Source organism: Paenibacillus sp. NPDC093718 (assembly GCF_050279985.1).
Taxonomy (GTDB): Bacteria; Bacillota; Bacilli; order Paenibacillales; family Paenibacillaceae; genus Paenibacillus_AQ.
The window spans coordinates 173,851-192,517 of sequence record NZ_JBNNUS010000009.1 but is presented as its reverse complement, the minus strand read 5'-3'; the positions used below and the strand labels follow the sequence as shown (position 1 = coordinate 192,517).

The window sequence follows — 18,667 nt, the reverse complement described above, 5'->3', positions numbered from 1 at the left end:
ATAGCGGCGGGCGCGCTGCTGCACCTATGACTGTAATCGTTTTCTTGTCAAAGGACGACCAAACACGATAAGATGGAATTTAGCAATGGACCTATCACTTAGAGAGGCAGGGATTGCAAGTGACCTATGTGGCTAGCGAAGACCGCTATGAAGGAATGAAGTATAACCGCGTGGGGCGATCCGGATTGAAACTTCCGGCGATCTCCCTTGGATTATGGCATAATTTCGGTGGTGTCGACACGTATGAAAACGGGCGTAATATGATTACGCGCTCCTTCGATTTGGGTATTACCCACTTCGATCTGGCGAACAATTACGGGCCGCCTGCAGGCTCTGCCGAAGAGACGTTCGGTAAAGTTCTCTCAAGAGATCTTAAGGCATACCGTGATGAGCTCGTCATTTCGTCCAAAGCGGGCTATTATATGTGGCCGGGACCTTACGGCGACTTCGGTTCGCGTAAATATTTGGTTGCAAGTCTCGATCAGAGCTTGAAACGTATGGGCCTGGACTATGTCGATATTTTCTATCATCATCGGATGGATCCGGAAACGCCGCTTGAGGAAACCATGGTAGCGCTGGACCATCTTGTTCGTTCAGGCAAGGCGCAATATGTCGGAGTCTCCAATTATTCGCCGGAGAAGACGCGGGAAGCAATCTCGATTCTGAAAAGCCTGGGAACTCCGCTGCTCATCCATCAACCAAGCTACTCCATGCTGGACCGCTGGGTGGAGAACGGACTGCTCGATGTCCTGGAAGAGAACGGGGTCGGAAGCATCGCCTTCACTCCGCTGGCTCAAGGACTATTGACCAACAAATATTTGAATGGTGTGCCCGGCGATTCACGCGCCGCAAGCGCATCCGTATTCTTGAACGAAAGCAACATCACGCCAGAAGTGCTGCGCAAGATCAGAGCTTTGAACCAAATCGCCCAAGCGCGGAACCAGAGTCTCGCCCAATTCGCTCTCGCTTGGGTCCTTCGCGGCGGCCGGGTGACATCTGCCCTGATTGGGGCAAGCAAGGTGAGCCAGATCGAAGACAATGTGGCTGCCTTGAACAACCTGGAGTTCTCGAAGGAAGAACTGGATCGCATTGAAGCGATTCTGAAAACGGAGAACGCCTCTTCTGCAGAGGGATAATGATTACCACTAAGGATTGCATGCTGAACACATAACATAGATACCAAGCTACATGAATGGAGCGCTTCAGGATGGATGACAGACCTGACAGGCGCTCCTTTTTCGTTCAGATATATCGGGCAAACGATATCGTTAAGAAAGTGTGGATGATGAGAGGATATCCTTGCGGTACCTTGTAGGGGATCGACCGACGAGACGCTTGAACTGACGAGAGAAATAGAGCGGATCGGTGAGTCCAACAGATGCGGAAACCTGCTCGATGGACAAATCGGGACGTTCGCGCAGCAGCCGCTTGGATTGGTCGATTCTTAATTTAAGCAGATACGTAATCGGAGTCATGTCCGTTTCCTGCTTGAAGATGCGCGACAGGTACGCGCGGTTGTAGCCCAGGCTTGCGCACATTTGTTCAATCGAGACGGGATGGGCGTATTGGGAAGCCATGTAATTGATCATCTGCTTCACCGTGCGCTGAACCTGCGGTTCTGCCAGTGTTAAACGGGACGGTCGGTCACTCCGATTCATGATCTCGGCCCAGATTAAATGCAGATAACCGATAGCGGCGATATGGGAGCTCTCCTCCCTGGATTGAAAATGGCTTTGAATGAGGGACACGTAGCCCGGAATCGGGTTGTTCTCCATGAGATGGAGGACAGGCTTTTCGGGCGTAAGTCCCGAACAGTGTACACCTTCGCCGGCGTGTTCTCCATCAAAGGCGACCCATCGGTAACGCCAGGGATGGCTCGCATCAGATACATAACTGACAATCTGACCGGGATGGATCAGGAAACAGTCGCCGGGGCCGAGCTGATACCTGTCGGTTTCGGTTCGAAATATGCCATGTCCCGACTCGATGATATGCAATAAGTAATGATCGTATATTTTCGGACCCAATGCATGCTCCGGCCGGGTCTGGCTCTCGCCGGCGAATCGGACGTGAAGCGAATCGCTGCCTTGCTGCGCAGGATTGGAAGCAACAGAATAGGTTGGTTTCATTATTCATTTTCCTTTACAATAAGTTTGGGAAAAAGAGGAACTGTGAAGACAGCGTTGATTTTATGAATTTATTGTACCTCCAAAAGTCACATAAATCCATATGTAACGCACAAGATTTCATTATCGGTTAACGAGATTTCCATTATACTGAAGACAGTAAAACTACCATATGTACAGGATGGAGTGATGGGCAGTGACGACGGAACAGCTTATGGAAAGATTTATGGACAAGCACGGTGAGAGCCAGCATAAGGTTCGCATATTTAACGCGCCCGGCCGCGTGAACCTGATCGGGGAGCATTTGGATTATAACGGAGGCTACGTGCTCCCGGCCGCCTTGGAGTTTGGCACGACCTTGATTATAAGGCCTCGCGACGACAACAAGGTGAGCTTTTCATCCACCAATATCCCCTATGAATTAACGATCAGCCTGGATGAGGATTACGGCTACAAAAGCGATCAATGGACAGATTATCCGGTTGGCGTCATAACGGAGCTGAATAAAATCGGCTGTAACCTTAGCAGCGGTTACGACCTGCTCTACCATGGGGATATACCGAACGGCGCGGGTCTCTCGTCCTCGGCGTCCATCGAAGTGGTCACGGCTTACGCCTTCTTGAAGATGGAAGGCAAGGAGACGGATACGGTGGAGATTGCGAAGCTTTCGCAGCGGGTGGAGAACCTGTTCGTCGGCGTCAACTCCGGCATTATGGATCAATTCGCCGTAGCTAATGGCAAGCAGGATCATGCCATTCTGTTAATGTGCGATACGCTCGAATATGAACTGGTGCCATTCCGGACCGGAGCTTACAAAATCGTGATTTCAAATACCAACAAACGGCGTGGACTCGTTGATTCCAAATACAATGAACGCCGCAGCGAGTGTGACCGCGCATTGGAAATTTTGCAGAAGGAGCTGCCGGCGTTATCGTATCTCGCTCAGCTGAATCCGGATCAATTCGCTACCTTGCAGGACAGCATCCGGGATGAAACCGTCCGTAGACGTGCCCAGCATGTCGTTGAAGAAAACCAGCGTGTGCATGATTCCGTAAAGGCCTTGAGGAACGGAGATCTGGAAGCATTCGGACAATATATGAATCAGTCCCACGACTCCTTGCGTTATCTGTACGAAGTAACGGGCGACGAGCTGGATGCGCTGGTGGAAGAAGCACAGCGGATTCCGGGCACGCTGGGTTCCAGAATGACGGGAGCCGGCTTTGGAGGCTGTACGGTATCTCTTGTACACGAGGATGCGGTGGAGCGTTTTATCGCGGAAGTGGGGCAGCAGTACGAAGCCAGAACGGGACTGAAGCCGGACTTTTATGTATGCGGCGTAGGTCAAGGTGTTCATGAAGTGAAGGAGGCCGAATAATATGGCTATTTTAGTGACTGGCGGTGCGGGTTATATCGGTTCTCATACCGTAGCGGAGCTGTTGGAGCAAGGGGAAGAGGTTGTTGTGATCGACAGCCTGGAGACGGGGCATCGCGAAGCGCTGCTGGGCGGAAAGCTGTATGTCGGCGATCTCCGCGATAAGGCGCTGCTGAAGCAGCTATTCTCGGAAAATGATATTGATGCGGTTATCCACTTTGCCGCGAATTCACTGGTTGGCGAGAGTATGAAGGATCCGGTGAAATATTACGATAACAACGTATACGGAACGCTGTGCCTGCTGGAAGCCATGAATGAAGCGGGTGTCCGGAAGATCGTCTTCTCGTCAACGGCAGCAACCTACGGCGAGCCTGAGAAGGTGCCGATCGAGGAAACGGACCGAACGCAGCCGACGAACGTGTACGGGGAAACCAAGCTGATGATGGAACGGATGATGTCCTGGTTCGATACCGTGCTTGGCGTGAAGTATGTGTCCCTTCGTTACTTCAACGCGGCCGGATCGCATGCCAGCGGAAAAATCGGCGAGGATCACCGTCCGGAGAGCCATCTGATTCCGCTAGTGCTGCAAACCGCCTTGAAACAGCGCCCAAGCATCTCAGTGTTTGGCGACGATTATTCAACGCCTGACGGCACGTGTGTCCGCGATTACATTCACGTCAGCGATCTTGCGAACGCTCATCTGCGCGCGGTTGATTACCTTTGCCGTGGAGAGTCCAGCAATGTGTTCAACCTCGGCAATGGACTCGGGTTTTCGGTTAAGGAGGTTATCGAGACCTCAAAGCAGGTGACGGGTGCTGACATTCCGGTTGTCATGGAGGCGCGGCGTGCCGGTGACCCTGCCGTGTTGGTAGCGTCTTCGGATAAAGCACGTACTGTTCTCGGATGGACCCCATCCAGAACGACGCTGGAGGAGATTATCGAGAGCGCATGGAAATGGCACAGCAGTCACCCGGACGGTTACGGTGACAATTAATCCAAGGGGGACGATGACCATGTATGCAGCAACATCAGGAACTCCCGAATCCAAGCAGGTTCTTCATGCGATTGAAATGCTCGTGCGTTTTGCACTTCATAAAGGTCTTATCCAGGCAGCGGATGCGGATTACAGCCGCAATCTGCTGCTGGAGGATTTCGGGTTCAGCGAACCGTATGGCGACGAAGTGAACGGCCCGGTACCGGATGGTCCGCAGGCTATGCTCGACGTAATGATTGATTATGGCGCAGCGCATGGAATGATTCCCGAGAATACCGATACGTACCGGGATCTGCTGGACGCCAAAATCATGGGTCGGCTCATGGCGAGACCTTCGGACGTAACGGCTCAGTTCCGGACGGTCCAGCAGGAGCAGGGGATTGTTGCGGCAACTCGGCAATTTTACAATCTATGCATCGACTCCAACTACATTCGAATGGATCGCGTAGCCAAAAACGAATACTGGCGGCACGCCAGCTCGTATGGCGATATTGAGATTACCATCAATCTCTCCAAGCCGGAGAAAAGTCCGAAGGAAATCGCCATGGCTAAACTGCTGCCTCCGCCGGTTTATCCGAAATGCCAGCTCTGCCGCGAGAATGTTGGTTATGCAGGCAGAGTCAACCACCCGGCACGGCAAAACCTGCGCATTATTCCGTTGGAGTTAAACGGGGAACCGTGGTTCTTCCAATACTCGCCGTATGTTTACTATAATGAGCACTGCATTGTATTCCATCATGACCATGTGCCGATGAAGCTGACCAAAGCGACGCTTGCCCGCCTTTTGAGTTTTGTTGATGCTTATCCGCATTATTTTCTCGGATCGAACGCGGATCTCCCCATTGTCGGGGGCTCGATTCTCACGCATGATCATTTCCAGGGAGGACGGCATACCTTCCCGATCCAGAAAGCACCGAAGGTGGCCGGGTTTACGCACGCGGATTATCCAGACGTATCCGTGGCCATCGTGAAGTGGCCGATGTCGGTGATCCGGCTATCCTCAAGCGATCGGAATTCGCTTCTTGAATGCGCGAACGGCATTTACGAGTCATGGAAAATCTACAGTGATCCTTCAGCAGACATTGAAGCGTTCAGCGAAGTGGATGGAGAGCGGGTCCGCCACAATACGGTTACTCCGATTGCCCGCCGAAATGACGAGGGCATCTACGAGATGGACCTGGTTCTGCGGAACAATCGCACGAATGAGCAATATCCGGAAGGGATTTTCCATCCTCATCGGGAGATGTTCCACATCAAGAAGGAAAACATCGGCCTGATCGAAGTGATGGGGCTGGCGATCCTGCCGGGCAGGCTTAAGGAAGAGCTCGATCAAATCGCCGACATCCTTGCGGGGAACGAGGAGTTGTACGCGGACAGCAAGGCTGCGGACCATCCGCTTGCCGTCCACGGGGATTGGATCGAGGAGCTGCGTGGACAGGAAACAGCCGCGCCGGATAAAGCCGGGGCGATCGAGCTGATTCGCCGGGAGGTCGGCCACAAGTTCACGACGATTTTGGAGCATGCCGGGGTATATAAGCAGACGGCAGAAGGACAACAGGCATTTCAGCGATTCCTAAGCCGTATGGGATACGTCCCGGACAGCAAATAGACATTCATTAATGGATATACGATGTATTGAAGTTAACGATACCTCTGATCATCATGCAAACAGCCGATCTTTCTGGAGAAGGACGGCTGTTTGTTTTGCATAAGGGGAATGGTATAGAATGAAAAAGCATGCAAGAAAAAATATAGATGCGAACCAGATGCGATGGGGGTAATGTACATGAGACCTTTTGTCTTTCATAATCCGACTCAGTTGATTTTTGGTAAGGGCAAGCTGAGCGCTTTAAGTGGTGAAGTGGCTAAATACGGCCAGAACGTATTGCTTGTATATGGTGGCGGCAGCATCAAGCGCAGCGGACTGTACGATCAGGTTATCGCGTTACTGAAGGAAGCGAATGCGGTGGTAACGGAGCTTGCGGGTGTGGAACCGAATCCGCGCCTGTCGACGGTCCACAAAGGTGTGGCATTGTGCCGGGAGCATAACATTGATCTTATACTGGCCGTTGGCGGCGGAAGCGTCCTTGACTGCTCCAAGGCCATCGCCGTAGGGGCCGAGTATGACGGAGATATGTGGGATTTCGTCGAACGCAAAGCCGTCCCGCAAGCGGGTCTCCCACTTGGAACCGTGCTTACGATGGCTGCGACCGGATCCGAGATGAACGGCGGCTCGGTCATCACCAATGAAGTAACCCAAGAGAAGATGGGCTGGGGTAGCCCTCATGCTTACCCTGCATTTTCCATTCTTGACCCTGTACATACGTTCTCCCTTCCGCGGGATCAAACGGTGTACGGTATCGTGGATATCATGTCTCACGTACTGGAGCACTACTTCCACCAGGATACCAATACGCCCGTGCAGGACGGCTTCTGCGAAACGATTCTTCGGACCGTTATCGATACGGCGCCGAAGCTGGTTGAGGACCTGGAGAACTATGAGCTCCGCGAGACGATCATGTACTGCGGTACGATGGCGCTGAACGGCATGATCAATATGGGGATGGCCGGTGACTGGGGAACCCATAATATCGAGCACGCGGTATCTGCCGTATACGACATTCCGCACGGCGGCGGCTTGGCGATCCTGTTCCCGAATTGGATGAAATATAATCGGAGTGCGGATCCTCAGCGCTTTAAGTCTCTTGCCGTGAACGTATTCGGAGTTGACCCGGCAGGAAAAACCGATGAAGTCATCGGATTGGAAGGGATCGAAGCGCTTCGAAGCTTCTGGACTTCCATCGGTGCGCCAAGCACGCTGGGAGCGTACGATATTGACGACAGCCAGATCGAGGCAATGGCCGATAAGGCGATGCGGTTTGGTCCTTTTGGCAACTTCCGCAAGCTGCAGCGTGAAGACGTCGTGGAGATTTATCGGATGTCGCTATAAGGGTTGTCCTGTCGTTATATGACAAGGAATTGAAATGGTTTTAAAGCCTGCCGGTTCATGCCCGTGCAGGCTTTTTTTGTGGGTGTGTCGAATATAGATATGAAGAGATTTTCATACGTTTGAGGGAAATAATTGAAACTTTAGCAAACATTTTGCCGTATTACTTGTTATACACAGTAAGGAATTCCAGAGGGGGCAATCAACATGGAAGCGTTATATTGGGGCTGTCTGATCGGAGGCGTGATCTTTGCCATCGTAACCGTGGTGCTTGGCGACATACTTAGCTCGGCGCTTGACGGATTGTTGGACTTTTTGTCAGTGGATTTTTTCAATCCGGTTGTGATCGCTGGAGGAATCACCGTATTTGGCGGTACCGGAATCATGCTGACGAAATACACGGAATTGGCGGCAGGTGCCCATGTAACGCTGTCTATTTTAGCTGCTATCGTCATTTCGATTCTCGTCTATTTCGGGTACGTGAAACCGATGGAGAACAGCGAGAACTCGACGGGCTTCTCCATCAAGGAGCTGGCTGGAATGATCGGCGTTGTCACCGTACCGCTTCCTGCAGAAGGATTCGGTGAAGTGATGGTCAAGATTGGCGCAGGCAACACAACGCATATCGCGTCTAGCTTTGATCGCCAAAATCTTCCCGCAGGAGTCCGCGTGGTGGTTGTTGACGTTGTTGAGGGTGTCCTGAGAGTGTCCGAACTGGAAGAACGAAAAGGAGAGGATTGATTTAATGCCAGAATACTTAGTAATTCCGTCAATTGTTGTAGGCGTCATTGTCGTGTTAGGACTTGCGTTCTGGGCCCGTTACAAAACGGTGAGTCCGGATGAAGCGATGATCGTAACCGGTTCTTTTTTGGGAAGTAAAAATTTATCGGAGGATGAATCCGGCCGTAAAATCAAAATCGTGCGAGGGGGCGGCGCTTTTATACTCCCCGTATTTCAGCGCTCCGAATTTGTATCGCTTTTATCTCATAAGCTGGATGTTATGACGCCTGAAGTGTACACGGAGCAAGGCGTTCCGGTTATGGCCGATGGGGTAGCCATCATAAAAGTGGGAAGCTCGATCGAAGACGTGGCAACGGCAGCCGAGCAATTCATGGGCAAGCCGATTGAGGCGCTGAAGGGCGAAGCCCAGGAAGTGCTGGAAGGTCATCTTCGTGCCATTCTCGGTTCCATGACGGTAGAGGAAGTATACCGTAACCGCGACAAGTTCGCGCAGGAGGTTCAGGGTGTCGCTGCAAGAGACCTCAAGAAGATGGGTCTGCAGATCGTATCCTTTACCATTAAGGACGTTCGCGACAAGCATGGATATCTGGAAGCGCTGGGTAAACCGCGGATCGCTACGGTAAAGCGGGATGCGGAGATTGCCGAAGCCGAAGCGATGCGCGACGCGCGGATTCAGAAAGCGCGCGCGGAGGAAGAAGGACAGAAGGCCGAGGTCGTACGCGATACGAATATCGCGGAAGCCGAGAAGGAGCGGGAGCTGAAGGTCGCTTCCTTTAAGAAGGAGCAGGATACGGCCAAGGCCGAAGCGGACCAGGCCTACCATATCCAGGAAGCCCGTGCCAGACAGACGGCAGTTGAGGAACAAATGAAGGTTGAGCTCGTTCGTAAGGAACGCGAAATCGATCTGCAGGAAAAAGAAATCATGATTCGCGAGAAGCAGTACGACGCGGACGTGAAGAAGAAAGCCGAAGCGGATCGCTATGCCGTTGAGCAGGCGGCCGAAGCGGATAAGGCCCGTAAGATGCGCGAGGCGGATGCCTTGCAGTACTCCATCGAAACGCAGGCCAAAGCGTCTGCCGAACAGAAGCGCCTGGATGGTCTGGCCGTTGCGGATGCCGAGCGTGCCAAAGGTACGGCTGAAGCTGAAGTCATTCGCCTGCGCGGTATTGCCGAAGCCGATGCCAAAGAGAAACTCGCCGAAGCGTTCCAGAAGTTCGGAGAAGCTGCCGTGCTCGATATCATCGTGAAAATGCTGCCTGAGCTTGCCGGCAAGATTGCTCAGCCAATTTCGTCCATCGACAAGCTGACGGTTGTAGATACAGGCAAAGGCGAAGGTGCGGCTCGCGTGAGCAATTATGTGACCGAGCTGATGTCCACGGCGCCTGAAATGCTGAAGAGTGTGTCAGGGATTGATGTGGAAGAACTGATTAAGGGCCTGACGACGAAGAAAGCTGCTCCAGTCCAAAAGCCGGTAGCCGTTGAGCAGGAGCTTGTCCCGGTACCGGTGGCTGTAGAGACAAGTGCTGCGAAGGAAGAATAGAACGAACGGCAAGTAGGATTGGGATAGCGGTTCAGGCAGCGGTACGGCACTTTGGAGATTTTGGCAACCACATATGATTTTGCCGCGCACTTATATTTCTGATAAGATATCCGAGTATACGCGTATGAATCAAAAAGAGGTGCAAACGTGAGCAGCTTACAAGTGGCTAAAGTGTTGAACAATAATGTAATCATAGCGAAGCATCCTCAACATGGCGAGGTTGTTGTTATTGGCAAGGGAATAGGCTTTAACCGGAAGAATAAAGACCTTATCCCGGCCACCGCTGCCGAGAAGATGTTCATTTTGACCAAACCGGAGGAGCAGGAGCAGTATAAGCAGCTGGTGCCTCACATCGATGAGAAGCTGATTGAGGCGATGAATGACATTATTCTGAATGCTGCCAAATCCAGCGACGCTCCTCTTAATGAGCATATCCACATAGCGTTGACTGATCATATTGCATTTGCCATTAAGCGTCATACCCAAGGTCTCTATATCCATAATCCTTTTTTATACGAAACCAAAGAGATGTATCCTGAAGAGTACGAGATGGCGGAATACGCCGTCCGTACCATCCGGGAGAAGCTTGGGGTCGATTTGGGCCAAGAGGAAATCGGATTCATTGCACTTCATTTTCACGGTGCCCTCACAAACCAGCACATTTCGGAGGTTCGCAAGCATTCGGAGCTGATTGCGGATTTAGTACGTACCGTTGAACAGCAGCTGGATTATGCGATCCCGAGGGATACATTGGATTATTCCCGTCTGCTGACTCATCTCCGGTTTGCCTTGGAGCGGATTCGGCGGGGAGAAGCGGTGAACGAGACGAGTTCATTGGATGGTCTGCTGAAGCGCGAATATCCCGAGACGTATTCCTTGGCATGGAAACTGACGAAGATGATGGAGCAGCGGCTGAAGAAGCCCGTATATCCCGCCGAGGCTGGTTATTTGACCATTCATCTGGAGCGGCTGGTCCAGCGCAAAGAACAGGGCGAGCAAATGTGAAGATTTTATTAAGTCCCTTACCATGTGGTTGCAACGAAAAATGAACGGTGTTACAATACGAACAGTTATGAAGCATAAAACTTCAAATCAAACGTGTAACTGATTCGATCAGGCATGAGTATTGCAGGAATTTGGTTGTTATTACCCATTTCTGGGTAATCTAATCCATGAGATTAGCCATCCATTTTCCCGTGGTTACTCATGCCTTTTTTTGATTTGGTTGTTTTATGATGCTCTACATTCAGCTTGTGACCACAACTAGATAGAGGGTGAGAATTTTCATGTTTAAGCGGCTTTTTGGCGTACTGCAAAGGGTCGGTAAAGCTCTGATGCTGCCTGTGGCCATATTGCCAGCGGCCGGACTTTTGCTCGGCCTTGGCAATATGCTGGTCAACCCCGATTTCTTGCAGTATGCGCCGTGGCTCGATGCGGCTTGGGTTCAAGCAGCTGCCACCGTCATGATGAATGCGGGACAAATCGTATTCACGAATTTATCCTTGCTGTTTGCAGTAGGGGTTGCCGTCGGCTTGGCCGGAGGCGAAGGTGTGGCCGGGCTTGCTGCGATCATCGGTTACCTCGTCATGAACGTTACCATGGGCAGCGTGATCGGCGTGACGCCATCGATGATTGGCACGAATTATGAATATGCCAGCGTGCTTGGCATTCCGACCTTAGCCACTGGGGTATTCGGCGGGATTATTGTAGGTATATTAGCGGCAAGCATGTACCGAAGATTTTTTAAAATAGAGCTTCCGTCTTATCTGGGCTTTTTTGCAGGAAAACGGTTTGTTCCGATTATGACGGCTGCAACCTCCGTTTTGCTTGGTCTGTTGATGGTCTTTATATGGCCTCCGATCCAGTCTGCGCTTAACACTGCATCCCATTTCATGCTGGAACAAAATCTGACGCTGTCCGCTTTTGTGTTCGGCGTTGTGGAACGCGGATTGATTCCGTTCGGTCTGCACCACATTTTCTATTCTCCCTTCTGGTTTGAGTTCGGGGAATATTTGAATCAGGCAGGTCAAATGGTGCGCGGTGATCAAAATATATTCATGGCTCAGCTTCGGGATGGCGTCGAGTTTACGGCAGGCACCTTCATGACGGGTAAGTATCCGTTTATGATGTTTGGTCTTCCTGCGGCTGCGCTTGCCATCTATCATGAAGCGAGACCGGAGAACAAAAAGTTTGTTGCCGGTATTATGGGTTCGGCAGCGCTGACCTCCTTCTTGACAGGGATCACGGAACCGCTTGAGTTCTCCTTCCTGTTCGTCGCGCCGATCTTGTTCGCCGTACATGCATTGTTCGCAGGTCTGTCCTTCATGACCATGCATATTCTGGGTACCAAGATAGGCATGACCTTCTCGGGCGGTCTGATCGATTACATGATATTCGGTGTCATTCCGAACCGGACGCCATGGTGGAATGTACTCATTGTTGGTGCTATCATGGCAGTAATCTATTATTTCGGATTCCGGTTTGTCATTCGGAAATTCAATCTGAAGACGCCGGGCCGGGAGGAAGCTTCCGCAACGGAGTCGGAATCAGGTTCCCGGGGAGCAGGCGGTGACAGCAAAAATGATCTGCCGCTTAACATTCTGACTGCGCTTGGCGGCCAGCCTAACATTGCGCATCTGGATGCCTGCATTACCCGTCTTCGGGTAGAAGTGAAAGACAAGGGCCACGTCGATAAGGCAAGGCTGAAACAGCTGGGTGCGTCAGGTGTGCTGGAGGTGGGGAATAATATCCAGGCGATATTCGGAACACGTTCCGATACCATCAAATCGCAAATCCAGGACATTATGTCGGGAATAACGCCGACAACCGCGCCAGCGGATCCGAAGACGATGCCGACTGCTCAAGAGGAGCAGCAGGCTGGTCAGGACGGGGAAACGCTTGTCATAGAGGAAATCGTATCTCCAGTCGACGGAGAGCTAATGGATATTTCCCATGTGCCTGATCCTGTGTTTGCAGAACGAATGACAGGAGATGGATTTGCGGTATTACCTCATAACGGAACGATCGCTTCTCCTGTTAACGGAACCGTATTTAACGTATTCCCTAGCAAGCATGCGGTCGGCATTATGTCCGATGGCGGTAAGGAAGTGCTTGTCCATATCGGCGTCAATACCGTTAAGCTGAAGGGGCAAGGTTTTGAAGTTCTTGTACAAGAGGGGGATCTGGTGTCCACGGGCCAACCGATCATGCAGGTGGATCTGGATTATGTGAAGGAGAATGCCAAATCGATTATTTCTCCTGTGATCTTCTCGAATTTGCCGGAGGGAGCTTCCGTGAAGCTGAACAAGACCGGTGAAGTAAAAAGCGGTGAAAAAGGGATCATCACCATATCGAAGCCTTAACTTCACGATGATCTCAAGATTCTAAAAAATTAAAATATACGAAAGTAGGATGATGAACATGCAACAAACATTCAAAATTATTGACGAAGATGGAATTCATGCACGTCCGGCAACAGCATTGGTAAATACGGCTAACAAATTCCAGGACACCAATTCATTTGCCGAAGCTAACGGCAAAAAAGTAACGCTGAAATCGATCCTGGGCGTTCTCTCCCTCGGATTGGAGCAAGGTGATACATTGACACTGATCACGGAAGGCGGCAATGAGAGCGAAGCGCTGACAGCACTGCAAGAAGTGATGGTGAACGAAGGGTTAGGCGAGCTTCATGAATAATTTGAAAGGAATCGCGGCTTCCGCGGGCATCGCGATTGCACGTGCTTTTACACTGGAGCATCCTGATTATTCTGTTACGGAAAAGCAAGTGGCTGACACGGATGCCGAGCTTTCGAAGCTGGATGCGGCGCTGGCTCAGTCCCAGGCTGAGCTTGAAGCGATCAAAGCCCGAACGCTTCAGGAACTCGGGGAGAAGAAGGCTGAGATTTTCGAATCTCACCTTCTCATCCTGAATGATCCGGAATTGATTGAACCAGTCAAAGCGAAAATCGCTTCCGATTCGGTTAATGCGGAGTACGCCTTAAATGAAACGGCAACCCAATTCATTCAAATGTTCGAGAACATGAAGAGTGCTTACTTGCAGGAGCGGGCAGCGGATATGCGCGATGTAACCAAACGTATTCTTAAGCATCTGCTCGGCCTGAATTATGTCAGTCCTTCAGAAATCAGCGAAGAAGTAATTGTGGTTGCAGAGGACTTGACTCCATCGGATACAGCGCAGTTGAACCGCAACTACGTTAAAGGATTCACGACGAATATTGGCGGGCGCACCTCGCATTCTGCCATCATGGCCCGTTCGCTTGAAATTCCGGCTGTCGTCGGAACGAAAAACGTGCTCTCTTCGGTCCAAAACGGGGATTTGATCATCGTTGACGGACTGGAAGGGGATGTCATCATTAATCCTACGGAAGCCATCGTGGCACAATACCGTGCGAAGCAGGATGCCTACGCCAAACAGGTCGAGGAATGGAAGAAACTCCGCTCCGAACCAACGGTATCCAAGGACGGGATCCATGTGGAGCTGGCCGCCAATATCGGGACACCGAACGATGTAACCGGCGTGCTGGAGAATGGCGGAGAAGCGGTAGGACTGTATCGTACGGAATTCCTGTACATGGGCAGAGATAAACTTCCTTCCGAAGAGATCCAGTATGTCGCCTATAAATCGGTACTGGAGAAAATGGAAGGCAAGCCGGTTGTTGTCCGCACGCTCGATATCGGCGGGGACAAGGAGCTTCCTTATTTGGATCTTCCTAAGGAAATGAATCCGTTCCTGGGATTCCGGGCCGTTAGGCTGTGCCTGGACCGTCAGGATATTTTCAGAACCCAGCTTCGGGCACTGCTCCGCGCAAGCGTCCACGGCAATCTGCGCATCATGTTTCCTATGATCGCGACGCTCGGTGAGTTCCGCGAAGCCAAAGCGCTTCTGGAGGAAGAGAAATCCAAGCTTGTAAGCGAAGGCATTCCGGTATCCGAGGAGATCCAACTCGGGATCATGGTGGAGATTCCATCTACCGCGGTCCTGGCGGATCAGTTTGCCAAAGAGGTTGATTTCTTCAGTATCGGAACGAATGACCTTATCCAGTATACGATGGCCGCTGACCGCATGAATGAACGGGTTGCTTATTTGTATCAACCTTATAATCCGGCGATTCTGCGACTGGTTAAAATGGTCATCGATGCCGCTCATCGCGAAGGCCGCTGGGTTGGCATGTGCGGTGAAATGGCGGGTGACGCCACGGCGATTCCGATTCTCCTCGGTTTGGGGCTGGATGAGTTTAGCATGAGCGCTACATCCATTCTGCCGGCGCGCAGCCAGATCGGGAAGCTGTCCCGCAGTGATATGCAGGCACTCGCTGCCAAGGCGCTTGAAATGGGTACCGCAGAGGAAGTTGTGGCTCTGGTGGAATCCATAGAAACGGCAGCTGAGTAAGAAGGAAGACAACTTAACGACTTGATCGATCCATGCAGTGACGTATTTCGTTTGTTTTTTGGGGACTCTACCAATCTTTTTCCACGATAGCTTTACATTGACAACATCTGTCCATTTGGGCAGATGTTTTTTTTGTCAAAAGAAAGACACCTGGCATATTTGCTAGTATAATAGCCTAAATATATAGTTATTTGGCATCAAACCCAAACCAAATCAGGGCTTTTGGCATATCATGATATATGAAAGCGTTCTACATTCATGTGCTAGAGGTCTGTCTTATGATTCAGGCGCCCATACTAGGAAGTAAATCTACTTATAAGTGACGGTGATGATGACTATGGACATGATCAAGAGCTGCACAAGTGTTAAGCTGGGGGCAACCTACCGAAGAGAGGGAACGGCCTTTCAGGTGTGGGCTCCGGATGCGGTTCATGTGAAACTGGCTTTGTATGAAAGTCCGGGAGAGTATAACGAGCAAGGTCGCGTAACGGATCACGAGAGTGACACATTATATTTGATGGAACGTAATGGCGACGGCATATGGTCGGCTGTCGTAAACAGGGATCTTCACGGAACCTATTATATGTACCAAATCGAGTCAGCGGACGGCAACGTGCATTATGCCGTTGACCCCTATGCAACAGCGGTGTCAGCCAACGGCTGCCGCGGGGTGGTTGTCGATCTGGCGAAGAGCAATCCGCCGGGGTGGGAGCAGGATGTTAGACCCAAGCTGTTGAAGCCTACGGATGCGGTGCTCTATGAGCTTCACGTACGCGATTTCTCGATTCATACCGATTCGGGAATGAAATATAGAGGTAAATATAAGGCATTCACGGAAGGTGGCCTGCGGGATTCCGAAGGGAATACCATTGGACTGGATCATCTTGAAGAATTAGGTGTAACCCATGTGCATCTTCTGCCGATTTTTGACTTTAGAACGGTCAATGAGCTGGACGGCTATGCAACCGGCAGCTTGAGCCGCGAGTATAACTGGGGGTATGACCCGCAGAATTACAATGTCCCTGAAGGTTCTTATGCGACAGATCCTATGGATCCGATCCTGCGCATCCGGGAGCTGAAGGAGATGATTCTGGCTCTGCATGCAAGGGGAATCCGTGTCGTCATGGACGTGGTCTATAACCATACGTATACGGTGGATGACGGCCCGTTTGAACGATTCGCGCCAGGGTATTTCTATCGCAAGGATGGACATGGACATTTATCGAACGGTTCAGGTGTAGGCAACGAACTGGCTACGGAGAAGCCAATGGTACGCAAATATATCAAGGATTCCTTAAGGTATTGGGCCAAGGAGTATCATATTGACGGATTTCGATTTGATCTGATGGCTCTGATCGATACAACAACGATGAAAGAGATTGTAAGCGAGCTGCGTAGTGAGGTGGATAGCTCTCTCTTGTTCTACGGTGAGCCCTGGACGGGAGGAATGAGTCCGCTGACAGAGCAAACGGTCAAAGGAAGCCAGAAGGGTCAAGGCTTCGCTGTATTCAATGATCATTTCCGGCATGCCATCAAGGGTGATAATGACGGGCGCGGCCGAGGGTTTGCTACGGGCGAACCGTGGTATGAGGGTGCTGTCGTTGAAGGGATGATGGGCTCGATTCATGATTTTGCCCTTCATCCGGATGAGACGGTCAATTATGTCACCGTGCATGATAATTTGAATCTGTGGGACAAAATTTTGGTGGCGAGCGGGATGGAAGTACAGGCAGGTCTGCTTCGTATGACGGATGGGAAGCTGGTTAACGGTGGCGATGTATGGCAGGCAACGGCTGCTTCAACACCTTATGCCGGTATCCCTGAAGAAGATGTAATGTCGGCAGCGGCTGTTCGCCGCAGCTTGCTGGCTAACGGGATTGTCCTGCTCTCTCAAGGGATTCCGCTGCTGCATGCCGGCGATGAGATGCTTCGCACGAAATTTGGCGATCATAACAGCTACCGCAGCGGCGATGCCGTTAATGCCATCCGCTGGTCGAACAAGAAACGATTCAAACCCGTGTTTGACTATTACAAAGGCCTTATTGCCTTGCGCAAAGCTCATCCGGCATTTCGTATGGCAGCAAGAGAAGAGATCGAGAAACATATGGAAGTGCTGCGCAGCAGCGATCGGATTATCGCCTACCGATTAACGCATCATCCACAAGATAGCTGGGGCCAGATTGTAGTGATCGTGAACGGGAATGAGCATGAAATGACGGTTGATCTGCCGCCAACACCTTACCGCTGGAGCATCGTGGTGAATGATCGTCAGGCAGGTACGGATTCGATCGAGATGTTGGACCAAGGGGCTATAGCGGTCCCAGGGCTGTCGCTGATGGTGTTGTACGAAGACCAGGCTCAGAAGAAGCAAGGCTTGACTACCGTTGAGATTGAATATGAAAGACGTGATCAAGCATATAATGGCTGGAACGTGTGGGTGTGGGGAACGGGCGTGGAGGATGGCAACGTGCCATTCTCAAGAGTGGACGGCGGCAAAGCTCGAGCGGTCTTCTACGCAGCTTCCGGAACCAAGCGGGTCGGCTGTATCGTCAGGTTGAATGATTGGGAAGATCGGGAAGGCGAGAATGACTGGTTTATCGATATTCCGCCAGACGAAGCCAAGGTACGGATCTCGCTGCTAAGCGTCAAAGACGACGGCTCCGAGGGCCAAGAGCAGCGGGATATGGCGAGTTGAGGATTGTATATAAGGATTGTAAAATTAAAAAATCAGGAGCCCTCCTTTTGTACTGAAAAGGGGGCTCCTGTTATTTATATTTCAAAAGGGGTACAGTTTATTACCCACAGGATTGAAATTTAAAACATCTGAAACTCATGATTAGTTAGCAGGTAAATAGGGTAATAATGAGATAGACTTTGTTTTCGATAAAGGAGGATGTCACTCATGTCAAAAGGAAACACAGTTCAACTCCAAGCAGATGTTCGTGATGAATTTACCCGGGCTTCTCGCCGAGTGCTTCGCGAAAATGGCGGAATCCCCGGCGTTGTATACGGCGCGGGCGAGGAAAGCATCCCCGTAGCTGTTAATTTCAAGGATACGGCGAAGCTGTTCCACACTGGACGTTCAGAGGTATTTCAGCTTGATATTCCAGGCTCCGGTAAAATTCCGGTTTTGATTAAGGACATTCAAAAGAGACGCGGCACTGTATCCCATGTGGACTTTCTGCGGATCTCCATGAACAAGCCGGTTCGTGTCAGCATACCGGTGGATTATCAAGGTACTGCTGCCGGAACGAAATCTGGCGGTATCCTGCAAACCCAGGTGACCGAAGTCGAAGTAGAGGGATTGCCAGGCGAGCTGCCTACTACCCTCGAAGCGGACGTTTCCGCTCTGGAGATTGGCGACAAGCTTACGGTTGCAGATATTAAAGTACCGGAAGGTATTACATTGCACGCTTCGGATGAGGAGGTTCTCGCAACCGTCATCGTGCCACGCGCCGTTGAGGCTGCAGAGACGGTGGATGAAGCGGACGCTGAGGAAGCGGATGCGGGAGAGACAACCGAAGAATCATAATATGC

14 protein-coding genes are annotated in these 18,667 nt (G+C 51.2%); 13 read left to right on the top strand and 1 reads right to left on the bottom strand.

Features of this window, described 5'->3' with window-relative positions:
• The first annotated feature begins 119 nt into the window (after positions 1-119).
• A complete protein-coding gene (mgrA, locus tag ACQKPA_RS25050) occupies positions 120-1,136 on the top strand; it encodes an L-glyceraldehyde 3-phosphate reductase (protein ID WP_260064453.1) in 1,017 nt (338 codons plus the stop codon).
• Between the two features lie 132 nt (positions 1,137-1,268).
• Here mgrA and ACQKPA_RS25045 read toward each other — a convergent pair whose 3' ends face one another.
• Positions 1,269-2,129 (bottom strand): AraC family transcriptional regulator, encoded by an 861-nt coding sequence (locus ACQKPA_RS25045; protein ID WP_427495196.1) that lies wholly within the window; start codon positions 2,127-2,129, stop codon positions 1,269-1,271.
• Between the two features lie 193 nt (positions 2,130-2,322).
• Between ACQKPA_RS25045 and ACQKPA_RS25040 the strand changes: the two genes are divergently transcribed.
• From ACQKPA_RS25040 to ACQKPA_RS24985, 12 genes are all read left to right on the top strand, one after another.
• Positions 2,323-3,501 (top strand): galactokinase, encoded by a 1,179-nt coding sequence (locus tag ACQKPA_RS25040; protein ID WP_427495194.1) that lies wholly within the window; start codon positions 2,323-2,325, stop codon positions 3,499-3,501.
• A 1-nt stretch (position 3,502) separates the two neighbouring features.
• Positions 3,503-4,492, top strand: a complete 990-nt coding sequence (gene galE / locus ACQKPA_RS25035; RefSeq protein ID WP_427495193.1) for a UDP-glucose 4-epimerase GalE — start codon at positions 3,503-3,505, stop codon at positions 4,490-4,492.
• A 19-nt stretch (positions 4,493-4,511) separates the two neighbouring features.
• Positions 4,512-6,101: a UDP-glucose--hexose-1-phosphate uridylyltransferase gene (locus ACQKPA_RS25030; protein WP_427495192.1), complete on the top strand. Its 1,590-nt coding sequence runs from the start codon at positions 4,512-4,514 to the stop codon at positions 6,099-6,101.
• Between the two features lie 177 nt (positions 6,102-6,278).
• On the top strand, positions 6,279-7,442 hold the full coding sequence (locus tag ACQKPA_RS25025) for an iron-containing alcohol dehydrogenase (RefSeq protein ID WP_427495191.1): 1,164 nt from the start codon (positions 6,279-6,281) through the stop codon (positions 7,440-7,442).
• Positions 7,443-7,646: 204 nt separating this feature from the next.
• Positions 7,647-8,180, top strand: coding sequence for a protease (locus ACQKPA_RS25020; protein WP_194541537.1), 534 nt, complete (start codon positions 7,647-7,649; stop codon positions 8,178-8,180).
• Between the two features lie 4 nt (positions 8,181-8,184).
• On the top strand, positions 8,185-9,720 hold the full coding sequence (locus ACQKPA_RS25015) for a flotillin family protein (RefSeq protein WP_427495190.1): 1,536 nt from the start codon (positions 8,185-8,187) through the stop codon (positions 9,718-9,720).
• A 147-nt stretch (positions 9,721-9,867) separates the two neighbouring features.
• Entirely contained in the window at positions 9,868-10,725 is an 858-nt protein-coding gene (glcT, locus tag ACQKPA_RS25010; RefSeq protein ID WP_427495189.1) for a glucose PTS transporter transcription antiterminator GlcT, read from the top strand.
• Between the two features lie 281 nt (positions 10,726-11,006).
• Positions 11,007-13,082: a glucose-specific PTS transporter subunit IIBC gene (gene ptsG, locus ACQKPA_RS25005; RefSeq protein WP_427495188.1), complete on the top strand. Its 2,076-nt coding sequence runs from the start codon at positions 11,007-11,009 to the stop codon at positions 13,080-13,082.
• Between the two features lie 58 nt (positions 13,083-13,140).
• Positions 13,141-13,416, top strand: a complete 276-nt coding sequence (locus ACQKPA_RS25000) for an HPr family phosphocarrier protein (protein ID WP_071222804.1) — start codon at positions 13,141-13,143, stop codon at positions 13,414-13,416.
• A complete protein-coding gene (ptsP, locus tag ACQKPA_RS24995; RefSeq protein WP_427495187.1) occupies positions 13,409-15,130 on the top strand; it encodes a phosphoenolpyruvate--protein phosphotransferase in 1,722 nt (573 codons plus the stop codon). Before ACQKPA_RS25000 ends, ptsP begins: the two co-directional genes overlap by 8 nt.
• Positions 15,131-15,473: 343 nt before the next feature.
• A complete protein-coding gene (gene pulA, locus ACQKPA_RS24990; protein WP_427495255.1) occupies positions 15,474-17,825 on the top strand; it encodes a type I pullulanase in 2,352 nt (783 codons plus the stop codon).
• A gap of 207 nt (positions 17,826-18,032) precedes the next feature.
• Positions 18,033-18,662: a 50S ribosomal protein L25 gene (locus ACQKPA_RS24985; RefSeq protein WP_194541542.1), complete on the top strand. Its 630-nt coding sequence runs from the start codon at positions 18,033-18,035 to the stop codon at positions 18,660-18,662.
• Positions 18,663-18,667: the final 5 nt, after the last annotated feature.